The following is an 18,670-nucleotide window of genomic DNA, read 5'->3' as shown; positions in this document are numbered from 1 at the left end:
GCACAAACCCCGGCACTCTACGCGCAAGCGAAGTAGCCGAAAGCGACTTTGCAACCCATCCAAGCCCCTGCCAGACGGCGGGGGTTTTGTTTTGCGGGCCGACAAGCTCAAGGGGCGAGCACCAGCCTTCCAAGCTGGCGACCGCGGAGTTCTACTCTCCCGACCCGCTCCAATTTCGAGGAATCCGAAATGCACTACCGCAATGGCCGCGAGGCCAAGAACGGTGACAAGATCGTGTCCCTTTCCGGATACGGGAGCGCTCACCTGAGCATCAATGCCATCGGCATCCTGTTCGATGCGAAGCCAGGAAATGACTACTGCAATGGCAGCGTCGCCTCGACCATCGGTGGTCCTGTCGTTGGCGCGTGTCTGTGTGACTGCCTGCATGTCGAAGATGTTGTCGCGCTCCTTGCTGAGAAGGGGTTGGACAAACGTCCGCCCGGCAAGTAACACCCCCGTTTTGCCCGCGTCCTCTCGCCAGACCAAGCCATGCCTCCCGCTGGATCGCAGGCCGGGCACCCATTCGGAGTTCCTCATGTACCCCACAACTGATCAGCTTGTGGCGCTTGGGGCTTCACCGGCGAACGCTGCGCGGTATTCCGATGCGCTCGCCGAATCGTGCATCCACTATCAGATCACCACGGCAGCACGCGCTGCGGCGTTTCTGGCGCAGGTGTTCCACGAATCCATCCGACTTCAGTATGCCCGCGAGTTGTGGGGACCGACCCCGGCGCAACAGCGCTATGAAGGCCGCACTGACTTGGGGAACAAGCAACCTGGCGATGGGTTCAGGTTCCGTGGTCGCGGCCTGATACAGATCACGGGCCGCGCGAACTATGCGGACATGCGGGATTTCCTCCGCCAGTCCATTCCTGACGTTCCTGACTTCGAAGCGCATCCGGAACTTCTCGAGCTTCCGCAATGGGCGGCTTATTCCGCGGCAGCATTCTGGGCGCGTCATGGGCTCAATGCAGTGGCAGATTCAGGTGACTTCAACGCGGTCACTCGCGTGATCAATGGCGGATACAACGGCATGGTCGATCGCCAGCAGCTTTGGGCGAAAGCCAAGACGGTGCTGGCGTAATGGACTTGAACACGGACACCGGTGCCTATGCCCTTGGGGGCGGTGGAATGTTTTGGATTGCCCAGCAGATTTGGCGAAAGGTGTTCAGCACTCCGGAAAAGGCGCATGACCAGCTGGTGACGCAGCTCGCTGCAGAAATCGCCGACCTTCGTCTCAGACAGGACAAGCTCGAGCAGGCATTGGATGACGAGCGCAAGCGCCGTCGATCTGCCGAAGACAAGGTTCACGCCTTGGAATTGGACAATTTGCAGCTTCGGGCCACTCTGAAGCAGCACGATATCGAACTTCCTCCCTCATTCGTTGTGGCGCCATGAATCTCGTCCCCGATATCCACAATTTCTGGAAGTGGTGGTCGGTACAGCTTGGGCTGATTTCGTTCGTCCTGACTGGACTGGCTGCGACGTATTCGAATCTGCCGGTGGATTGGACGGCTGGAATCCCTGCATGGGTCAAGACCGCACTGGCTGCAGCGGCAATGCTGTCTTCGGCATCCGCCTTGGTGATGCGCGGTATTCAACAGCCGAAGCTGACGGCGACACCGGATGATCCGCAATGATCGGGCCTGCAGACCTCAACCCGGCCACTTTGGAAGAGCGTGCCTATGCTTGGTTCGCCAAGTTCGTATGGCACCTGGTGCTGCTTGCCATGTTGTGCGGATCTCTGTGGCTGAACCTGGACCAGTACGGCAAGGCCAAGGCCGCGAAAGCTGAGTGCAAGGCTGGAATGTTCCAGGCCGCATCCATCGCCATCCAGAACGAGCGCGATCGCGCCGCCAAGGCCGATAAGCAGGCTGCAGAGATCGCCGACAAGGCCAAGGCCGTCACCGCCAAGGCTGTGGCCACCGATCAAGGGAAGACCAATGAACGCTCGACGCAGATTCATGGCGTGCAGTTGCATGGCGATTGCCGTGTGCCTGTCGGCATGCCAGACCTTTCCGCAGCCGCCCGTGAAGCCAACGCCGCCGCCCGTCTCAAAGTGCATCGCTGACCCGCAAGGCATTTACCCCGATCCGCCCGCCAGCCCGCAACCTGGCGAATCGATCACGGACAACTACCTCGTAGCGCTGGCCGACTACATCAACGTGATCCTCGGGATCGCCACCACGGACAGACACAACTGGTCCGGTGAAAACGACTGCCTGCGTGAACTGCAGAAAGCCGGCCAGATCCGATAGGAGACACCATGTTCGATTTCTTCCTGATCCTCATCATTCTGGTTCTCGCTTCGGCACTGTGGCTCGTGCTAATTCGACATTTCGATCTGAATGAGTACGTTACTGACCTCCTCCAACGGATCAAGGATCTCGAGGATTCGGTCAAGGTAAAACTGAAGGGATAATCGTGGCTGCGCGGTCGAATGGGTTCAAAAAGGGGGTTTCCGGAAATCCTGGGGGGCGCCCGAAAGAGCTTGAAGAGGTCCAGAAGTACGCCAGATCCAAGGGTATGGCTGCGATCAAGAATCTCGAAAGGCTCATGAAGTGCGGGAATCAGCGGGTTGAGGTGGCTGCTACAGAAGCGCTACTCAACCGTGCCTTTGGCAAGCCCAAGGAAGCTGTGGAGCTGTCAACTCCGCCTGGTCAGCCACTCGAGGTCGCTCACCTTCCAATAGATCCAACGGAAGCCGCTCGGGTCTATTCGGAGTTCATGGCAGGAAAGAAGGGCTGATTCATGCCCTTGCCGTTTGAGTTCGATTTCCGGAATCCGGATTATCGAGCTGTTCTGGAATGGCGCATTGAAAGACTGAACCGAATTCGAGCAACGCCTGCGATTCTTCCGGCGTTGTTCGAGTTCTACAAGGCCAATCCGGCCCAGTTCATCATCGACTGGGGCATGACGTTTGATCCTCGTAATGTCGAGCTCGGGTTGCCGGCTTCAATCCCGTTCCTGCTGTTTCCGAAGCAGGAGGAATGGATCCAGTGGTTCATGGACCGCTGGAAGAATCAGGAGCCTGGGATCACAGAAAAGACCCGCGATATGGGGATGTCGTGGCTGACGGTAGGGTTGTCCTCGACCATTTGCCTGTTCAACAAGGGTGTTGTGGTCGGGTTTGGATCTCGCAAGGAAGAGTACGTAGACAAGATCGGCTCTCCCAAGAGCCTATTCTGGAAGGCGCGGCAATTCATCGCCAATCTACCGCCTGAGTTCCGGCAGTCATGGAATCCGGCGACATGCGCTCCGCACATGCGGATCCTGTTCCCGGATACCGGTTGCGTCATTACTGGCGAGTCAGGAGACGGAATTGGTCGTGGTGACCGATCTAGTTTCTACTTCGTGGACGAATCAGCCTTTCTGGAACGTCCGCAGCTGGTTGATGCATCACTCTCGGCGACAACGAATTGCCGGCAGGACATTTCGACACCTAACGGATTGAACAACTCGTTCGCTCAGCGTCGGCATGGTGGCAAGGTCAAGGTCTTCACGTTCCACTGGCGTGATGATCCGCGCAAAGATGATGCCTGGTACGCCAAGCAGGTTGCCGAGCTTGATTCGGTCGTGGTCGCGCAAGAGATCGACATAAACTATGCGGCCTCGGTTGAGGGTGTCGTCATTCCGTCCGCATGGATTCAGGCGGCGATCGATGCCCATGTGAAGCTTGGCATCACTCCCTCCGGCTCGAAGTACGGGGCCATGGACGTGGCGGACGAGGGACGAGACAAGAACGCTTTCGCTGGCGCGCATGGTGTCGTTTTGGATGTCCTCGAGGAATGGTCGGGGGAAGGTGGAGACATCTTCAAGTCGGTGACTAAGGTCTTCGGGTTGTGTGAATCGCATGGATACGAGCGTTTTCTGTACGACGCAGACGGCCTTGGTTCCGGCGTCCGCGGTGATTCGCGTGTGATCAATGAAGCACGACAGGTGGAAGGAAAGAATCAAATCAAGGCTGATCCTTTCCGGGGATCCGGAGAGGTCTATCAACCTGATGGAGAGATGGTCCCGAAGCGCAAGAACAGGGATTTCTTCGCCAATTCCAAGGCGCAGTCTTGGTGGGCGTTGCGACTGAGGTTCCAGGAAACATACCGCGCGGTGATTGAGGGCATGCAGGTCGATCCGGACAAGATCATTTCGATCCCGTCCGGATTGCAGTACCGCGATCGATTGGTGGCTGAGCTTTCCCAGCCAACCTACAGCCTCAATCTCGCGGGAAAGATCGTGATCGACAAACAACCTGACGGAATGAAGTCGCCAAATCTGGCTGACGCCGTCATGGTCCGTTTTAATCCGGGCGGAAACGCCATCGACATTTGGAGCCGATTGGCAGCATGAGCCGCAAGAACCGCCAACGAAATCAGGTGGTTCAGGTTCCTGCAAAGGGGCAGATGCCAGCCGCCGCCCGGGATTCCGCGGCTGCCAAGCGCTGGAATTCTCAGGACAGCTTTGCGAACTTCGAAGCCCGTGTTGGGGTTGGAACGGATAACCAGAGCAGCCAAGGCAGCTATGGGTTCGACTTCATTTCACGCAATCGCATCCAGTTGGAAGCGATGTATCGCTCGAGCTGGGTGGTCGGCGCGATCGTGGACAGCATCGCGGATGACATGACCCGCGCAGGCATCGACCACGAGGGCGAAGTCGATCCGGGCGACACCGCGAAGATCGATCGGGCCTTCGAGCGCATGCGCTTGTGGGATGCGATCAACGACACGATCAAGTGGTCGCGTCTGTATGGCAGTGCGTTCGGCGTCCTGCTGATCGATGGCCAGAAGATGGACCAGCCATTGCGGCTGGATTCCATCGCCAAGGGACAGTTCAAGGGCATCTTGTCGCTGGATCGGTGGCTTGTGCAGCCCACGCTGTCCACACTAGTGCAGGAATACGGCCCGGATTTCGGGATGCCGAAGTTCTATGACGTAGTCGCTGATAGCATGGCGTTATCTCGCCAGCGCATCCATCATTCGCGCATCCTGCGACTGGACGGCGTCGATCTTCCCTATTGGCAGCGCATCAGCGAGAACCTGAGCGGACAGTCGGTGGTGGAACGCCTGTTCGATCGCTTGGTGGCGTTCGACAGCACGACGCAGGGCGCGGCGCAGCTGGTCTACAAGGCCCACCTGCGGACCTATGCCGTGGATGGGCTGCGAGACATTATCGCGACCGGTGGCAATGCACTGGACGGCCTGCTCAAGCAAATCGACATGATCCGCCGCTTCCAGTCCAACGAGGGGTTGACCCTCATGGATGCCAAGGACAAGTTCGAGGCACACCAGTATGCCTTCAGCGGTCTGGATAATGTCCTATTGCAGTTTGGCCAGCAGTTGGCAGGTGCCTGCGGGATACCGTTGGTCCGGTTGTTCGGTCAGTCGCCTTCAGGTATGAACGCGACCGGCGAGTCTGACCTGAAGATCTACTACGACAACATCAAGCAGCAGCAGGAACGCCGGTTGTCGGCTCCGCTGACCAAGCTGATGGGCGTGATGTTCCGGTCGGTGTTGGGCCAAGACATGCCCGACGACTACAACTTCCAGTTCCGCCATCTCTTGCAGATGAGCGAAAAGGAGCGGTCGGAAATCGTCCAGCAGGTGACGACGGCGATCATCGAAGTTTATGACGCGGGCCTGATCTCCGCGGCCACGGCATTGAAGGAACTGAAGCAGCAATCGGACGTGACCAACGTCTTTACCAATATCACCGACGAGATGATCAATGAGGCCGACCAGGAACCGCCAGAGCCGAGTGAGGGCGACGGATCGGAGAATGGCGCGGAAGGCTCGGGAACGGAACCTGACGCGATCGAGGAAGGCCGAGAAGCAATACGCGGCGCAGCTTAGGAAGATCGCCCGCAACGTCGGTCAGATGATCGACGCCATGCGACCGGATGAGAATCCGGAAGTGATTCCTGAGCTCAGATCGATGTTGGAGCGGTACGCAACGACGATTGAACCATGGGCACGAAACGCCGCGCAGCGGATGTTGAACGAAGTCAATGCGCGGGACGCTCAGGCATGGACGCAGCATGCCAAGGCAATGGGCGTGGCATTGCGCAAGGAAGTGGCGAACTCCCCAACGGGAGAAGCCATGAAAGCGTTGCTGCAGGAACAGATTGACCTGATCACCAGCTTGCCAAGGCAGGCCGGAGAACGGGTGCATGAGCTCGCGCTGAAAGGCTTGTCCGACAGCACCCGGGCATCCGAGATCGCCAAGGAAATCCAGCGGTCTGGCGAGGTTACCAAGAATCGCGCCACGCTGATCGCTCGCACGGAAGTGGCGCGAGTGGCATCGACGCTGACTCAGGTCCGGGCACAACACGTTGGCAGTACGGAATACATCTGGCGCACGTCGGGTGATTCCGATGTGCGCCCGGGCCACAAGGCCATGAACGGAAAGGTCTGCAGGTGGGATTCTCCGCCGGCAGTAAACGAAGGTACGGCCAACAGGCCGCATGTGATGCACCACCACGCAGGGGCGATCTGGAATTGCCGCTGCTATCCGGAACCGATCATTCCAGAGGACGACGAGTGAAATTCAACGATGACGGCCTGCGCATCTTCACGCCGGAACGGCTGAGTGCGAAGCAGAGCCTGACGCCGGAGGGTTTCCTGCTATGCCGTGATGTGCCGATCGCCCGCACCGGTGAAATGCTCTACGGCAGTGGGGAAGTGCCGGTCGAGGCCTCCACGGATGGCCTGATCCGCATCAGCCGCACGCCGGAAGAGGTGTTCCGAGACGAGACCTTGGCAAGTTTCGAAGGCAAGCCGGTCACGATCGACCATCCGAGTGATTTCGTGTCGCCGGACAGCTGGCAGGAGCTGACGCATGGGACGGTGTTCAACGTGCGCCAGGGGACTGGCATTGAAGACGATTATCTGCTCGCGGATCTCTTGATCACGAGCAAGCAAGCAATTGAGGAAGTTCGAAGTGGCCGGCGCGAGGTTTCGTGCGGATATGAGGCCGACTACGAACAACTCGAGCCCGGTCGCGGGGTCCAGCGGCAAATCCTTGGAAATCATGTGGCGCTTGTAGAGCGTGGCCGTTGTGGCCCGCGTTGCGCTATCGGAGATGAAGACATGACGCAGAAGCGTAGCAAGTGGCAAGACATGCTCCGTAAGGCGTTACGTGCGCGTGACGCGGAAGAGCTGAAGGAGATCGAGAAGGAGGCCGAAGCCTATGACTCCGAAGAGGAGGAAGAGGAAGAGGAGTCCAAGAAGAAGACCGGTGACCGTGTCGCCAAGGCCCTGGATGCCATCGAAAAACGCCTGAAGGCGATGGACGAGGACATCAAGGAGCTGAAGGAGAAGTCCGAGTCGGAAGACGACGATGAAGACGAAGACGACATGACCGGCGACGAAGATGGTGACCTCACCGATCCGAAGAACGGCGACAAGCTCGATCAGTCGGACGTGAAGCTCTACACCGGCGATGCCGCGGTTCGCATCCAGTCGGCTGCGGAGATCCTCGCACCTGGCACCAAGGTGCCGACGTTCGACTCGAAGGCCAAGGCGAAAGATCGTGCACTGGCGTTGTGCAGTTGCCAACGGCGTGCGCTCGATGTCGCCTACAAGACAGACGATGGCAAGGCCGCCATCGATCCCCTGATCGTCGGAATCGGAGCGACTTTCGACACGATGGCCCCGCAGGCGCTGAACGCGATCTTCCATGCGGCTGCGGCTGCGATCGGTCGTTCGAACAACGGCAATGTGACTTCGCCGACCCGCACCCGTGATTTCGGGAAAACCCTCACCCCGGCGGATCTCAACGCCAAGAACAAAGCTTACTGGGCCGCCCGGTCCAGCCACTAAGGAGAGCATCACATGGGCAACGCATACACCTTTCGCATGCCGGGCGGCATCCCGGGCGACCTGAGCCGCCAGTCTCAGGCGACTGTCGAAGATGGTCGTTTCAACTCGTCCCTTCCGTTCCCGGGCTATGGCTTGCCCGGCAAGCTGGATGGTTCTGGCAACTTCGTGCCGATCGCCGGTGGCGATACCGCGGCTGCGGTCTACGGCTTCCTCGTGCGTCCGTACCCGACGCAGAGCGCCCAGGAAGGCATTGGCGTCGCAACTCCGCCGACCACCGGCATCTCGAACGTGCTGCGCCGCGGCTACATGACCGTGAAGAGCAATGCGGGCACTCCCGCCAAGGGTGGCGCAGTCTTCGTGCGAATTTCTGCCCCGTCCGGTGCCAAGGTCATCGGTGGTGTCGAAGCCGTCGCGGATGGCGCGAACACGATTCAGCTCACCAATGCCACGTTCAACGGTGCCGCTGATGCAGCTGGCAACGTGGAAATCGCCTACAACATCTGATCAACCCCACCAGCTGCCACGCACGGAAACCGCCTTCGGGCGGTTTTTTTGTGGGCGCGATTCGGAGAACACACATGAAAGAACTGATCCTCCCGCGTGCACTCAAGCGCGCCTACACCCGCGATTCGTTGATGACGTTCGATAACCGGACCATCGACAGTGCAGGTGCGTTCCTGGTCGGCGAGCTGGAACGCCTCGACCAGAAGCTGCATGAGCCCTTGGCCTCGGTCACCTGGTCGCGCGACATTGACCTGCGTTCCGACGTCAGCATCGCCGACGAAGTTTCGTCCTTCACCAACTCGTCCTTCGCCGCTGCCGGTGGCAACTCGCCGAATGGCAAGGCATGGGTCGGCAAGGACCAGAACGCCATCACCGGCCTGTCGCTGGACATCGGCAAGACCGCCAATCCGCTGACCCTGTGGGGCATGCAGATCGGTTGGACGATCCCGGAACTGGAATCCGCGCAGCGTCTGGGCCGCCCGGTTGACCAGCAGAAGTTCGCCGGCATGAACCTGAAGTACCAGATGGACGTCGATGAGCAGGTCTACATCGGTGATTCCAGCATCGGTGTGCAGGGTCTGGTCAATAACAGCCTCGTGGCTGCGACCAATGCCCCGAATGGCGCATCGTCTTCTCCCCTGTGGTCGAGCAAGACCCCGGATGAAATCCTGAAGGACATCAATACGCTGCTCAACAACGCATGGCTGGCTTCCGGCTACGCGGTGTGCCCGGGCCGCCTGCTGCTGCCCCCGACCCAATTCGGCCTGCTCGTGACCAAGACCGTGTCCAGCGCCGGCAACATCTCGCTGCTGGAATACGTGAAGGTCAACTGCCTGGCCAACACGATCAACGGACGTCCGCTTGAGGTCTACCCTCTGAAGTGGCTCCCGGGCCGCGGCACCGGTGCAACCGATCGCGCGGTGGCGTACACCAAGGAAGAAGACCGCGTCCGCTTCCCGCTGACCCCGCTGCAGCGCACTCCGCTGGAATATCGCGACATCCGGCAGCTGACCACATACTTCGGTCGCCTGGGCGTGGTGGAAGTGGTCTACCCCGAGTGCATGGCCTACCTGGACGGCATCTGATCATGGCCATCATCGATGTCCATACCCCGTTCACCCTGATGGATGATGACCACAAGGCACACCGGTTCGAAGCCGGTGGGCAGGAAGTCAGCAATTTTGTCGCCAGCCATTGGTGGACGAAGCTCTTTGCTGAAGTGGAAGACGTCACTGAAGACAAGGACGACGACCATTCCGAAGATGATCGGGAGAATGAGTCCAGCGGAAACGCTGATGATTCATCCGATGACTATGATCAGTCCGATGATTACCACGACGATGGTGATTCTAAGAAATGAGCATCACCGTAGCTCAGTTCCGGACGGACTTCCCGGCGTTCTCTGATACAACGAAATGGCCTGACCCCATGGTCCAGTTCTGGATCACGCAAGCCGGATTGTCGTTGAACGAAGATCGCTGGGGTGCATTGCTTCCGCTAGGGACTGAGCTATTCGTCGCGCACAATCTCGTGGTGTCCGCAGGGGATGCCACAGCAACGACGCCGGGCGCCATCAAGGGCCCGGCTAGTTCGAAGTCGGTGGACAAGGTCAGCGTGTCCTATGACATTGCGAGCATCACGATTGCCGATGGCGACTTCTGGAACATGAGCCGATTCGGCATCCAGTTCCTGAGGTATGCACGCATGATGGGCGCCGGGGGCATCCAACTGTGACGGCGGAAGTGGTAAAGGACAACGTGGAACACGTCCTTCGGCAGATCAAGGCGCTCGCTAAGAACGAAGTTTTGATCGGAATCCCGGACGAAACGGCGGGACGCCAGACCGGCGATGCCATCACGAATGCTGCGATTGGCTACATCCAGGAGACCGGATCGCCGATCAACAACATCCCGGCACGTCCGTTTCTCGTGCCGGGTGTGGAGGCCAGCCTGCCCGTGGTCGAGAAATCCCTGAAGCATGGGGCGAAACAGGTACTGCGCGGCATCGGCGGGGCCATCGACAAGGCGTTGAACAAGTCTGGATTGCAGGCCCAGAACAGCGTCCGGGCCACGATCAACAGCGGTATCGATCCGGCCTTGGCCGAGTCCACCTTGGCCGCCCGAAAACGCCGCGGCAGGACAGGCACCAAGCCACTGATCGATACCGGCCAGCTGCGCAACGCCATCACCTACGTCATCCGGAAAAGGAGCAAGTAATGCCATTTCTAGACGTGACGGAAGTGCTGGAAGACCCAGACTTTCTCGATTCGCTCATCTGCAAGCGCAAGGCGCAGACGATTGGATCAGATGGCCGTGCGGTGAATACTGATTCGGTCACGCCATTCCAAGGCGTGGTCACGTCAGATCGTCAGCGCGAGATGATCCGCATGGAAGCCGGGGAACACAACACCGGATCGATCATCGTGATCTCGAAATTCATCCTGTCCAGCGGCAAGCCCGGCTATGACGCGGACGTGGTGACGTGGAACGGGGCGGACTATACCGTGGTCCAGATAGATGATTACTCCCGCTATGGGGCTGGCTTCACCCAGGCGCACTGCGACCTGATCCCGCTGGCAGGTGCGTAATGGCGGACAGTTCTGCTGCTGGCTACCTGTCGCCGACCACGACTGCGATCGAGGATGACGCGCTCGACAACGTGTTGCATGACGCTATCTCCGCAATCTCTGGATTGCCCGGAAACATGGTGCGCCCGCGCTGGCAGCCGACCGTTCCCAAGATGCCTGAGCAGTCCACCAATTGGTGCGCGTTCGGGGTCAAGGAAACACATGCGGACGAATACCCGGCAGAGTCCCACGACCCCACCGGGACGGGCACCAGCACACTGCAGCGGCACATCGAATTTGACGTGTTCCTGAGCTTCTACGGCACCAACGCCATGTCGTTCGCCAGCACCTTGCGCGATGGACTGTTTGTCGCCCAGAACCGTGACGTGCTGATGGCCAACGGAATCAATCTGATCAGCGTGGACCGGATCATCACCGCGCCTGACCTGGTGAACCAGCAATGGATTCACCGCTATGACCTGACGCTGCATTGCAAGCGCCGGGAAGACCGGACCTATCCGGTCCTCAACATCCTGTCGGCGCCGATCGCCGTCACATCATCCCACTGACGGAGCAATCCAATGTCCAAAGGACTCAGCGTTGGCGACATCGTCAACGTCTCGGTAACCCTGTCGCCGCTTGCCGCTGCGGTCCGCAATTTCGGATCGCTTTTGATCATGGGCGATTCGAACGTCATCAACAGCGTGGAGCGTGTCCGGTCCTATCCGAACATCACGTCCGTCGCCAATGACTTCAGCCTTACCTCTCCCGAATACCTCTCCGCGACCGCGTATTTCGCGCAGAGTCCGCAGCCTTCAGCCCTGTATATCGGTCGCTGGATCGCCTCGGCCACCTCCGGAAAGCTGATCGGCACCGGCCTGACTGTGGCGCAGCAGGCCATGGCGAACTTCACCTCGATCACAACCGGCGCGATGAATATCACCGTCGATGGCGTGGTGAAATCGCTGACCGGAGTCAACTTCAGCGCTCAGACCAATCTCAACGGCGTGGCCTCGCAGGTCGGTACCGCGCTGGGTGCCTCGGCCTCGTGCGTGTGGAATTCGAACTACTCGCGATTTGAAGTCACCAGCGCATCCACCGGTGCAACTTCGCTCCTGACCTTCGCCACGCCTCCGGGCTCCGGCATGGCGGCTCCGATCGCCAATAACCCGACCACTTCCACCACGGGCGGCACGCTGGCGGCTGGCACGTACTACTACAAGATCACCGCCATCGGCGCATCGGGCGAATCGCTGGGCTCGAACGAAGTGTCTGTCGTGGCCACGGGTTCGACCAGCTCGAACACCATTACCTGGTCTGCGGTCACCGGGGCGACGGCCTACAAGATCTATCGCGGCACTGCAGCAGGCACTGAAAACGTCTACTACGCGCCTGCGGGAACCGCGACTACTTACACCGATACCAATGCCTCCAGCACTGCGGGTTCGCCGCCTTCTGGAACGGATATCTCGGCGCTGATGGGCCTCAATTCCGGCCAGGGCGGCTATCTGGTGGGCGGCATGGCGGCGGAATCTATGCCTGCAGGTGTCAATGCCATGCTCAATGCATCCAGCGATTGGTACGGCCTCTACATCGCGACCACTGCCACGCAGGCGGCTGCGGACATCCTGACCATCGCGGCCAACATCGAGGCTTCTTCGGTCACGCACATCTACGGCGTCACCTCGCAGGATCCCAACATCCTGGACCCGACCCAGACCACAGATATCGCCTCCAAGCTGCAGGCCGCCAAGGTCAGTCGCACCTTCGTGCAGTACAGCTCCACCAACGCCTATGCAGCGGCCAGCTTGTTTGGTCGTGCATTCACCGTTGACTTCACCGGCAACAAGACCGCGATCACCCTGAAGTTCAAGGGCGAACCGACCGTCACCCCAGAAACCCTGACCGAAGCGCAGGCATCGACGCTGGGCACGAAGAACTGCAACGTCTTCGTGAACTACAACAACACGACCGCGATCATCCAGCAGGGCGTAATGTCGAACGGCTACTTCTTCGATGAAATGCACGGCCTCGACTGGCTGCAGAACAATGCGCAGACCTCGGTGTTCAATCTGCTCTATACCAGCCCGACGAAGATCCCGCAGACCGATGCGGGCACCAATCAGATCGTCAATGCGGTGGATGCTGCGATGGCGCAGGGCAACGCCAATGGCCTGCTGGCTGGTGGCATCTGGGGCGGTCCTCCGATGGGTGCACTGCAGACCGGACAACATGTTGGCAAGGGCTATTACATCTACTGCCCGCCGATCGCAACCCAGAACGCATCCGATCGCGCTGCACGCAAGGCTCCCACCATCCAGGTCGCGGCCAAGCTCGCCGGCGCGGTGCATTTCGCCAACGTCCTGATCAACGTCAACCGCTAATTCCTGGAGAGATAACCCATGGCTGGCACTACTTACAGCTTCCTCAACGTCCAGGCGGCCATCACCGGGCCGGGCGGTTCGTTCAACATCGGTCAGGGCGCAGGCGTCACCGACGAAGGCATCACGATCGAGCCCACCGGCGACAAGAACACCATGACCATTGGCGCGGATGGGTCCGGCATGCATAGCCTGCATGCGGACAAGTCCGGAAACATCACGGTGCGCCTGCTCAAGACGTCACCGACCAACGCCATGCTGATGGGCATGTATACCCTGCAGACCGCCTCTGCGGCGCTGCACGGCCAGAACGTGATCACCGTGACCAACATGGCCAGCGGTGACACCTTCAGCTGCACGGGCGTGGCTTTCAAGCGCCGTCCTACGCAGACCTATGCGAAGGACGGCCAGTTCACCGAATGGCAGTTCAGCGCCATCTCGATCGACGGCATTCTGGGTACCTACTGATGGACTTCAATATCGGTAGCAATACCTATCGCTCCGGGAAAATGGATGCGATGAAGCAGCTTCACGTCGCGCGCCGGCTGGCCCCGTTCATTGGGCAGTTGGTCGGGGTGTCTGACAAGAACCTCATCACGCGTCTCACGGAAGCTGCATCCAAGTTGTCGGATGAGGATTGCGATTACGTGATCAAGTCCTGCATGGCAGTCACCAAGCGCCAGCAGGGCGATGCCTGGTCTCCGGTCATGAATGGCGCCGGATTCCAGTTCGATGACATCGATCTGCAGGCCATGCTTCAGATCGCCTCGCATGTCCTTCAGGACAACCTGTCTGGTTTTTTCTCCGGGATCGTCCAAGCATCACCAGCAGCTGGGACGACGGAGCAGGCGTCCGCTGGGTAAGCCTGCCCAATGGAGAGGACTGGATCATGCGTCCAGTCCTCTCCGGGTTGTGCAAGTTCGAGAGCCTGAAAGACGGATCACTCGATCTTGAAGACGTTGCACTGATGAACGACGCGCTTGACGTGCGCGCCGAAAACGAACGGCTATTCCGGGAGAGTCAAGAACCATGAGCGGGGACGTGATCAAGGAGTTCCTGGTCGGGCTTGGATTCAAGGTCGATAAGCAGGGCGAGCGCCAATTCCTTGAAGGGATCAAGAGCGCGACCGATCACGTCAACACGCTTGGGAACACCGTCAAGGCGATTGCAGGCGGCGCCGCGGTTGCCGGTGTTGCGGCATGGCTGAAGAACATGGCCTCTGGAATGGAGGACTTGTACTACGAAGCCCAGCGTGGCAACACCACGGTCAAGAACCTGCAGGCATTCGGCTATGCGGCATCCCAGATGGGATCGTCTGCTGAAGCCGGACGTGCAGCGGTTGCCAATCTTGCCAATTGGATGCGGACGCATCCGGGAGGTGAGGCATGGTTGCAGGGATTGGGCATTGTCACGCGCGACCCGAAGACCGGCGCAATGCGCGACACCACGGAGATCCTGGACGACTTTGGGCGTTCACTGAAGCAGCGCGATCCTGCCTTGCGTCAGGCACTGGCCAATCAGATCGGTCTTGATCTGCCGACCATGAATGCCCTGATGGAGGGCATGGGTAAGTTCGAGCAACAATACAAGGACAAGGTTTCAGCGTCCGGCGGTGATCCCGACAAGGAAGCAGAGAAGGCCCATAAGGGCATGGTCGCATTGCGGGATTTCTGGTCCACGCTCGCGAATGTTGGTCAGCGTGTCGCTGGAGCCCTTCTATCTCCTGAAGGTGGTGGTGGGGCGCTCAAGAAATTCGAAGACCTCGTTCTGACTCACGTTCCCCAGATCACCAAGCTGGTCGAGAAGTTGGCCAACGTGGCGATCAAGGCATTTGAGTGGGTGCTGGGCCAAGATCCGGACAAGATCGTGATGGGCCTGACGGCGATCGGTGGTGCTTTGGCGCTGCTGATTGGGGCCAACATGCTGAGCGGCGTGGTAACACTCGTCAGTGCATTGACATCGCTCGCTGGCGCCATTGGTGGCGTAGGCGCGGCAGCAGGTCTGGCGGCTACCGCTGCTGCCGTTCTCGCTGCAGGTGCAGGCGGCGCATATGTCGGGAACAAGATTTACAACAGCACGATCAAGGGGACTGCGGCTGACGATTGGATTGGGCGGACGGTCGCCAAGGGACTGGCGTTCTTCGGCAATTCTGATGCCCAGAAAGCTCTGGACAATGAGGCGGCAGCGAATGCGCCTATTGGCCAATCTCCTCGTGGAACGGCCTCACGTGGCAGCGCAGGAATCAATCCACAAGCTTTGTTCGCCAATCTCGAGCGCCAGTATGGACTTCCGGCTGGACTCCTGGATGCCGAATGGGGCGCTGAATCTGCGCGCGGCAAGAACATGCGATCCAGTGCAGGCGCGTTGGGACATTTCCAGTTCATGCCGAAATCCGCGAAGGCATGGGGTGTCAGGAACCCGTTCGATCTGCAGGACTCGGCAACAGGTGCGGCCAAGTATCTGCAATATCTGCTGAAGATGTTCGGTGGTGATGTTCGCCTCGCCACGATGGCCTACAACGCAGGCGAAGGCCGCATGCAGGACTATTTGAAGGGAAAGGGCAAGCCTCTGATGCCTGAAACCATGAACTACTTCAACCGGGTCAAGAAGAACTGGCGGACTGGAACCCAAGGCGCTGGTCTCCAAGCATCGACTGTGATCAACGTCAACGGCGCAGGTGATCCCATGGCCGTGGCCAAGAACGTGGCTGGATTGCAGGTGGATGCCCACAAGCGCATCCAGCGCAACATGAACGTGGCGATCGCATGAACGGTTCCCTCGCCCCCGGCCTGATGCTCGCGGCTTCAGGACATCTGCAGAACGTCCTGCTGAAGCAGGGGCGAAGCATCGCCGGGTTCATCCCGCAGGTGGTGATCGAGGAAGAGCACACCGACGAGCTGATGATCACGTCGCACCCGGTCCAGAAGGGCGCGAACATCTCAGACCATGCGGTGAAGCTTCCGTCCAGCGTGATCATGCGCTGCGGATGGAGTTCATCCGGAACGGCCATCCAAGGCTTGGCCAGCGCACTGGCGGGGCAGAAATCTACGTTCAACCCCAAGGACGCCTACAACACCCTGCTGAACCTGCAGTCGAATGCGCAACCGTTCGACGTGATCACCGGCAAGCGCAAGTACAAAAACATGCTGATCCGCAGGCTGTCCACGGTCACCGACCAGGAAAGCGAGAACGTCCTGATCGCGGAAGTGGAACTTCAGCAGATCATCATCACGAGTCGAACAGGGGAACAGACGACTGCACCACAAGGGCTTGAGCCTGCCAATGCAGCCAACCCTGCCGATGTCACGGCTCCCACCCAGACGGGTGCGGTACAGCCGACCGATGTCACCGCATCGCTGGGTGCGAATGACCTGGCGTATCTCACGGGTCCGAACTGATGGCCGTCTATGAGATTCCGCTCACCGGAGTGAGCCAGAACCTGACCGTGACGCTGGCGGGCGTGGCCTACCAGTTCACGGTGACATGGCGCGATTACGTCAGCACGTACTTCCTAGACATCGCCGATGGCAGCGGGAACACCTTGGTGACGGGGATTGCACTGGTGCCGGGAAGCAATCTCATCGGTCAGTTCAAGCCCATCGGGTTTGGTGGAATGCTGAAAGTCGTCACCCCGGCAGGAAATGCATTCCCGCCGAATTTCGGTGACTTTGGTTCTGTCGCACACCTGATGTTCGTGACGCCATGACGACTCTGTTCAAACGTCAGGTTTTCCTGAACGTCAGCAACCCCGGGCAATTGGTGAACCCGGGAATCCCTGGTGTTTATAAGCCTGGAACTGGTGGTGATGGGTTCAACCTAAGTGACTTGCACATCCAGTTCCATGTGGTGTGCGCGACCTCGCAATCACTGAAACATGCGGTGATCCGCGTGTGGAACCTGTCGCGGGACAATGCGACCAAGGTGATGAACGAGTTCACCAAAATCACATTGTTGGTCGGTTACGAAGGTGTCAATGGCGACGGTGAGCCGATGCGGACGCTGATCGATGGACAGATCGCGGAAGTGCGGTCAGGTAGTGAGGATGCGGTCAACTCCTACCTCGAAATGATCGTGCAGGATGGCGACATGGGGGCCAACAACGGATCCATGTCGAAGACGATCAGCGACGGCTGGACGGATGATGACGTGCTGAACACCCTGCTTCCAGAGTGGAAGAACTATCAGGTGACGCTTGGCTACAAGCCGACCTTCACCACAACTCCGGGACCTCGCGACAAAGTGTTGCATGGTGGACTGCGGGAACTGACCACGGAACTGGCCAAGCGCCAAGGCTGCGACTGGTTCATCGAGGATGGGCAGTTGAACTTCGTTCCGCGTGGAAAATCGATTCCAGGGCAAGCGATCCAGATTTCAACCACGGGCGGCATGATCGGCGTTCCGATCCAGACGTACCAGGGCATTGAGGCACGCTGCCTGATGAATCCCGCAATCCGGGTGGGACGCACGATCCAGATTGAAAACGCCGCCATCAACGTGGCGAAGCGCAACACGCCGGTGGTTGGTGTGACGAATGCCGGTGATGTGTTTCCAAGCCTGAACGCACCGACCGAGCAATTCGGCAGCTACCGCGTCGGCTATTTGGAACACAGCGGTGATACCCGCGGCAACCAGTGGGAGACCTACGTGATCTGCACCTCGATCGATGGCACGCAGCCTAATAGCGGCCCGGCGATCTACGGGGTCGATCTCTGATGCGTGCCTACGAGCGATTCAACGACCCGGAGGAATCCATCCGGCAATCGATGCACCTGCTGAAAACAACCATGTGGTCGTCCATCCCGGGCTATGTGGTGGACTTCGATCCTGCGACCTGTTCCGCCAGCGTGCAGGTGGGTGTGAAGGCGATCCAGCGGGCAAGTGATGGCAGTACACAGGCGATCAACATCTCGGTGCTGAAGAAGGTCCCGGTGGTCTTCCCGCACGGTGGCGGCTGCGCTTTGACCTTCCCGGTGAAGAACGGAGACGAATGCTTGGTGGTGTTCGCCTCACGTTCCATGGATGCCTGGTGGCAATCTGGGGGTATTCAGGCGCAGTCAGATCCGACCAGGGCACACAGCCTGTCCGATGGTTTCGCCATCCTCGGGCCCATGTCGAAACCGAATGTGATCACGGGCATCAGCACGACCACGACCCGGCTGCGCAGCAACGACAACTCCACGTTCGTTGAACTCGACCCGACCGGCAAGCTGGTGAATATCACCGCGCCGAACGGGATCAACCTAAACGGCGTGACCATCGATTCAAGCGGAAATATGAATTCTCCGGCGACGATCACTGCTTCCACAGACGTGGTTGGCGGAGGCAAGAGCCTGAAGACGCACACCCATGGTGGCGTCACTTCCGGTGGTTCCAACACCGCACCTCCGAACTGACGATAAGGAACC

The 18,670-nt window shown here is 59.3% G+C and carries 27 protein-coding genes and 1 tRNA gene; all 28 read left to right on the top strand.

Translation table 11 applies throughout. The features are described 5' to 3' along the window. Nucleotides 1-93 precede the first annotated feature (93 nt). The 28 genes from ABE093_RS01640 to ABE093_RS01505 all read left to right on the top strand — a co-directional run bounded on the left by ABE093_RS01640 (nucleotide 94) and on the right by ABE093_RS01505 (nucleotide 18,658). Nucleotides 94-172, top strand: a tRNA-Gly gene (locus tag ABE093_RS01640). Nucleotides 173-189: 17 nt separating this feature from the next. Continuing rightward, nucleotides 190-450, top strand: a complete 261-nt coding sequence (locus ABE093_RS01635; RefSeq protein ID WP_430759121.1) for a hypothetical protein — start codon at nucleotides 190-192, stop codon at nucleotides 448-450. A gap of 85 nt (nucleotides 451-535) precedes the next feature. After that, nucleotides 536-1,084 (top strand): glycoside hydrolase family 19 protein, encoded by a 549-nt coding sequence (locus ABE093_RS01630; protein ID WP_430759120.1) that lies wholly within the window; start codon nucleotides 536-538, stop codon nucleotides 1,082-1,084. A gap of 5 nt (nucleotides 1,085-1,089) precedes the next feature. Next, on the top strand, nucleotides 1,090-1,398 hold the full coding sequence (locus ABE093_RS01625) for a hypothetical protein (RefSeq protein WP_430759119.1): 309 nt from the start codon (nucleotides 1,090-1,092) through the stop codon (nucleotides 1,396-1,398). Beyond that, on the top strand, nucleotides 1,395-1,640 hold the full coding sequence (locus tag ABE093_RS01620; RefSeq protein ID WP_430759118.1) for a hypothetical protein: 246 nt from the start codon (nucleotides 1,395-1,397) through the stop codon (nucleotides 1,638-1,640). The genes ABE093_RS01625 and ABE093_RS01620 overlap by 4 nt, the downstream gene beginning before the upstream one ends. Further along, the gene (locus ABE093_RS01615) at nucleotides 1,637-2,071 is read left to right on the top strand and encodes a hypothetical protein (protein ID WP_430759117.1); all 435 of its coding nucleotides are present in this window, start codon (nucleotides 1,637-1,639) and stop codon (nucleotides 2,069-2,071) included. The genes ABE093_RS01620 and ABE093_RS01615 overlap by 4 nt, the downstream gene beginning before the upstream one ends. A 195-nt stretch (nucleotides 2,072-2,266) precedes the next feature. Further along, nucleotides 2,267-2,422 carry a hypothetical protein gene (locus ABE093_RS01610; RefSeq protein ID WP_430759116.1) on the top strand — a complete coding sequence of 52 codons (156 nt, stop codon included), beginning with the start codon at nucleotides 2,267-2,269 and terminating at the stop codon, nucleotides 2,420-2,422. Between the two features lie 2 nt (nucleotides 2,423-2,424). Further along, nucleotides 2,425-2,748 (top strand): DUF5681 domain-containing protein, encoded by a 324-nt coding sequence (locus tag ABE093_RS01605; protein ID WP_430759115.1) that lies wholly within the window; start codon nucleotides 2,425-2,427, stop codon nucleotides 2,746-2,748. A gap of 3 nt (nucleotides 2,749-2,751) precedes the next feature. Continuing rightward, entirely contained in the window at nucleotides 2,752-4,347 is a 1,596-nt protein-coding gene (locus ABE093_RS01600; RefSeq protein WP_430759114.1) for a TerL protein, read from the top strand. Further along, nucleotides 4,344-5,846, top strand: coding sequence for a DUF1073 domain-containing protein (locus tag ABE093_RS01595; RefSeq protein WP_430759113.1), 1,503 nt, complete (start codon nucleotides 4,344-4,346; stop codon nucleotides 5,844-5,846). The genes ABE093_RS01600 and ABE093_RS01595 overlap by 4 nt, the downstream gene beginning before the upstream one ends. Before the next feature lie 25 nt (nucleotides 5,847-5,871). Next, nucleotides 5,872-6,537, top strand: a complete 666-nt coding sequence (locus ABE093_RS01590) for a phage minor head protein (RefSeq protein ID WP_430759112.1) — start codon at nucleotides 5,872-5,874, stop codon at nucleotides 6,535-6,537. Beyond that, nucleotides 6,534-7,814 (top strand): DUF2213 domain-containing protein, encoded by a 1,281-nt coding sequence (locus ABE093_RS01585; RefSeq protein ID WP_430759111.1) that lies wholly within the window; start codon nucleotides 6,534-6,536, stop codon nucleotides 7,812-7,814. Before ABE093_RS01590 ends, ABE093_RS01585 begins: the two co-directional genes overlap by 4 nt. Before the next feature lie 12 nt (nucleotides 7,815-7,826). Beyond that, nucleotides 7,827-8,318 carry a structural cement protein Gp24 gene (locus ABE093_RS01580; RefSeq protein WP_430759110.1) on the top strand — a complete coding sequence of 164 codons (492 nt, stop codon included), beginning with the start codon at nucleotides 7,827-7,829 and terminating at the stop codon, nucleotides 8,316-8,318. 74 nt (nucleotides 8,319-8,392) lie between these two features. Continuing rightward, nucleotides 8,393-9,403, top strand: a complete 1,011-nt coding sequence (locus ABE093_RS01575; RefSeq protein ID WP_430759109.1) for a DUF2184 domain-containing protein — start codon at nucleotides 8,393-8,395, stop codon at nucleotides 9,401-9,403. Between the two features lie 2 nt (nucleotides 9,404-9,405). Then, complete coding sequence (locus ABE093_RS01570) at nucleotides 9,406-9,678, top strand: STY1053 family phage-associated protein (protein WP_430759108.1); 273 nt, start codon at nucleotides 9,406-9,408, stop codon at nucleotides 9,676-9,678. Beyond that, nucleotides 9,675-10,052 carry a DUF4054 domain-containing protein gene (locus ABE093_RS01565; RefSeq protein ID WP_430759107.1) on the top strand — a complete coding sequence of 126 codons (378 nt, stop codon included), beginning with the start codon at nucleotides 9,675-9,677 and terminating at the stop codon, nucleotides 10,050-10,052. Before ABE093_RS01570 ends, ABE093_RS01565 begins: the two co-directional genes overlap by 4 nt. Further along, nucleotides 10,049-10,534: a hypothetical protein gene (locus ABE093_RS01560; RefSeq protein ID WP_430759106.1), complete on the top strand. Its 486-nt coding sequence runs from the start codon at nucleotides 10,049-10,051 to the stop codon at nucleotides 10,532-10,534. The genes ABE093_RS01565 and ABE093_RS01560 overlap by 4 nt, the downstream gene beginning before the upstream one ends. 14 nt (nucleotides 10,535-10,548) lie before the next feature. Continuing rightward, nucleotides 10,549-10,905 (top strand): hypothetical protein, encoded by a 357-nt coding sequence (locus ABE093_RS01555; RefSeq protein ID WP_430759105.1) that lies wholly within the window; start codon nucleotides 10,549-10,551, stop codon nucleotides 10,903-10,905. Beyond that, nucleotides 10,905-11,453, top strand: a complete 549-nt coding sequence (locus tag ABE093_RS01550) for a phage neck terminator protein (RefSeq protein ID WP_430759104.1) — start codon at nucleotides 10,905-10,907, stop codon at nucleotides 11,451-11,453. The genes ABE093_RS01555 and ABE093_RS01550 overlap by 1 nt, the downstream gene beginning before the upstream one ends. Nucleotides 11,454-11,465: 12 nt before the next feature. Next, nucleotides 11,466-13,268, top strand: a complete 1,803-nt coding sequence (locus ABE093_RS01545) for a DUF3383 family protein (RefSeq protein ID WP_430759103.1) — start codon at nucleotides 11,466-11,468, stop codon at nucleotides 13,266-13,268. A gap of 18 nt (nucleotides 13,269-13,286) precedes the next feature. Next, nucleotides 13,287-13,733 (top strand): phage structural protein, encoded by a 447-nt coding sequence (locus tag ABE093_RS01540; protein ID WP_430759102.1) that lies wholly within the window; start codon nucleotides 13,287-13,289, stop codon nucleotides 13,731-13,733. Next, entirely contained in the window at nucleotides 13,733-14,128 is a 396-nt protein-coding gene (locus ABE093_RS01535; RefSeq protein WP_430759101.1) for a phage tail assembly chaperone, read from the top strand. Before ABE093_RS01540 ends, ABE093_RS01535 begins: the two co-directional genes overlap by 1 nt. 26 nt (nucleotides 14,129-14,154) lie before the next feature. Then, the gene (locus ABE093_RS01530) at nucleotides 14,155-14,298 is read left to right on the top strand and encodes a DUF6889 family protein (RefSeq protein WP_430759100.1); all 144 of its coding nucleotides are present in this window, start codon (nucleotides 14,155-14,157) and stop codon (nucleotides 14,296-14,298) included. After that, entirely contained in the window at nucleotides 14,295-16,034 is a 1,740-nt protein-coding gene (locus ABE093_RS01525; RefSeq protein ID WP_430759099.1) for a transglycosylase SLT domain-containing protein, read from the top strand. The genes ABE093_RS01530 and ABE093_RS01525 overlap by 4 nt, the downstream gene beginning before the upstream one ends. Beyond that, nucleotides 16,031-16,663, top strand: coding sequence for a phage baseplate protein (locus tag ABE093_RS01520; protein ID WP_430759098.1), 633 nt, complete (start codon nucleotides 16,031-16,033; stop codon nucleotides 16,661-16,663). Before ABE093_RS01525 ends, ABE093_RS01520 begins: the two co-directional genes overlap by 4 nt. After that, nucleotides 16,663-16,971, top strand: a complete 309-nt coding sequence (locus tag ABE093_RS01515; RefSeq protein ID WP_430759097.1) for a phage baseplate plug family protein — start codon at nucleotides 16,663-16,665, stop codon at nucleotides 16,969-16,971. Before ABE093_RS01520 ends, ABE093_RS01515 begins: the two co-directional genes overlap by 1 nt. After that, nucleotides 16,968-17,978, top strand: a complete 1,011-nt coding sequence (locus ABE093_RS01510; RefSeq protein ID WP_430759096.1) for a baseplate hub protein — start codon at nucleotides 16,968-16,970, stop codon at nucleotides 17,976-17,978. The genes ABE093_RS01515 and ABE093_RS01510 overlap by 4 nt, the downstream gene beginning before the upstream one ends. Further along, a complete protein-coding gene (locus ABE093_RS01505) occupies nucleotides 17,978-18,658 on the top strand; it encodes a Gp138 family membrane-puncturing spike protein (RefSeq protein WP_430759095.1) in 681 nt (226 codons plus the stop codon). Before ABE093_RS01510 ends, ABE093_RS01505 begins: the two co-directional genes overlap by 1 nt. Nucleotides 18,659-18,670: the final 12 nt, after the last annotated feature.

Origin of the sequence: Solilutibacter silvestris, from assembly GCF_050574925.1 — a bacterium.
Lineage (GTDB): Bacteria > Pseudomonadota > Gammaproteobacteria > Xanthomonadales > Xanthomonadaceae > Solilutibacter > Solilutibacter silvestris_A.
This window is presented reverse-complemented; position numbering and strand designations above follow the sequence as displayed.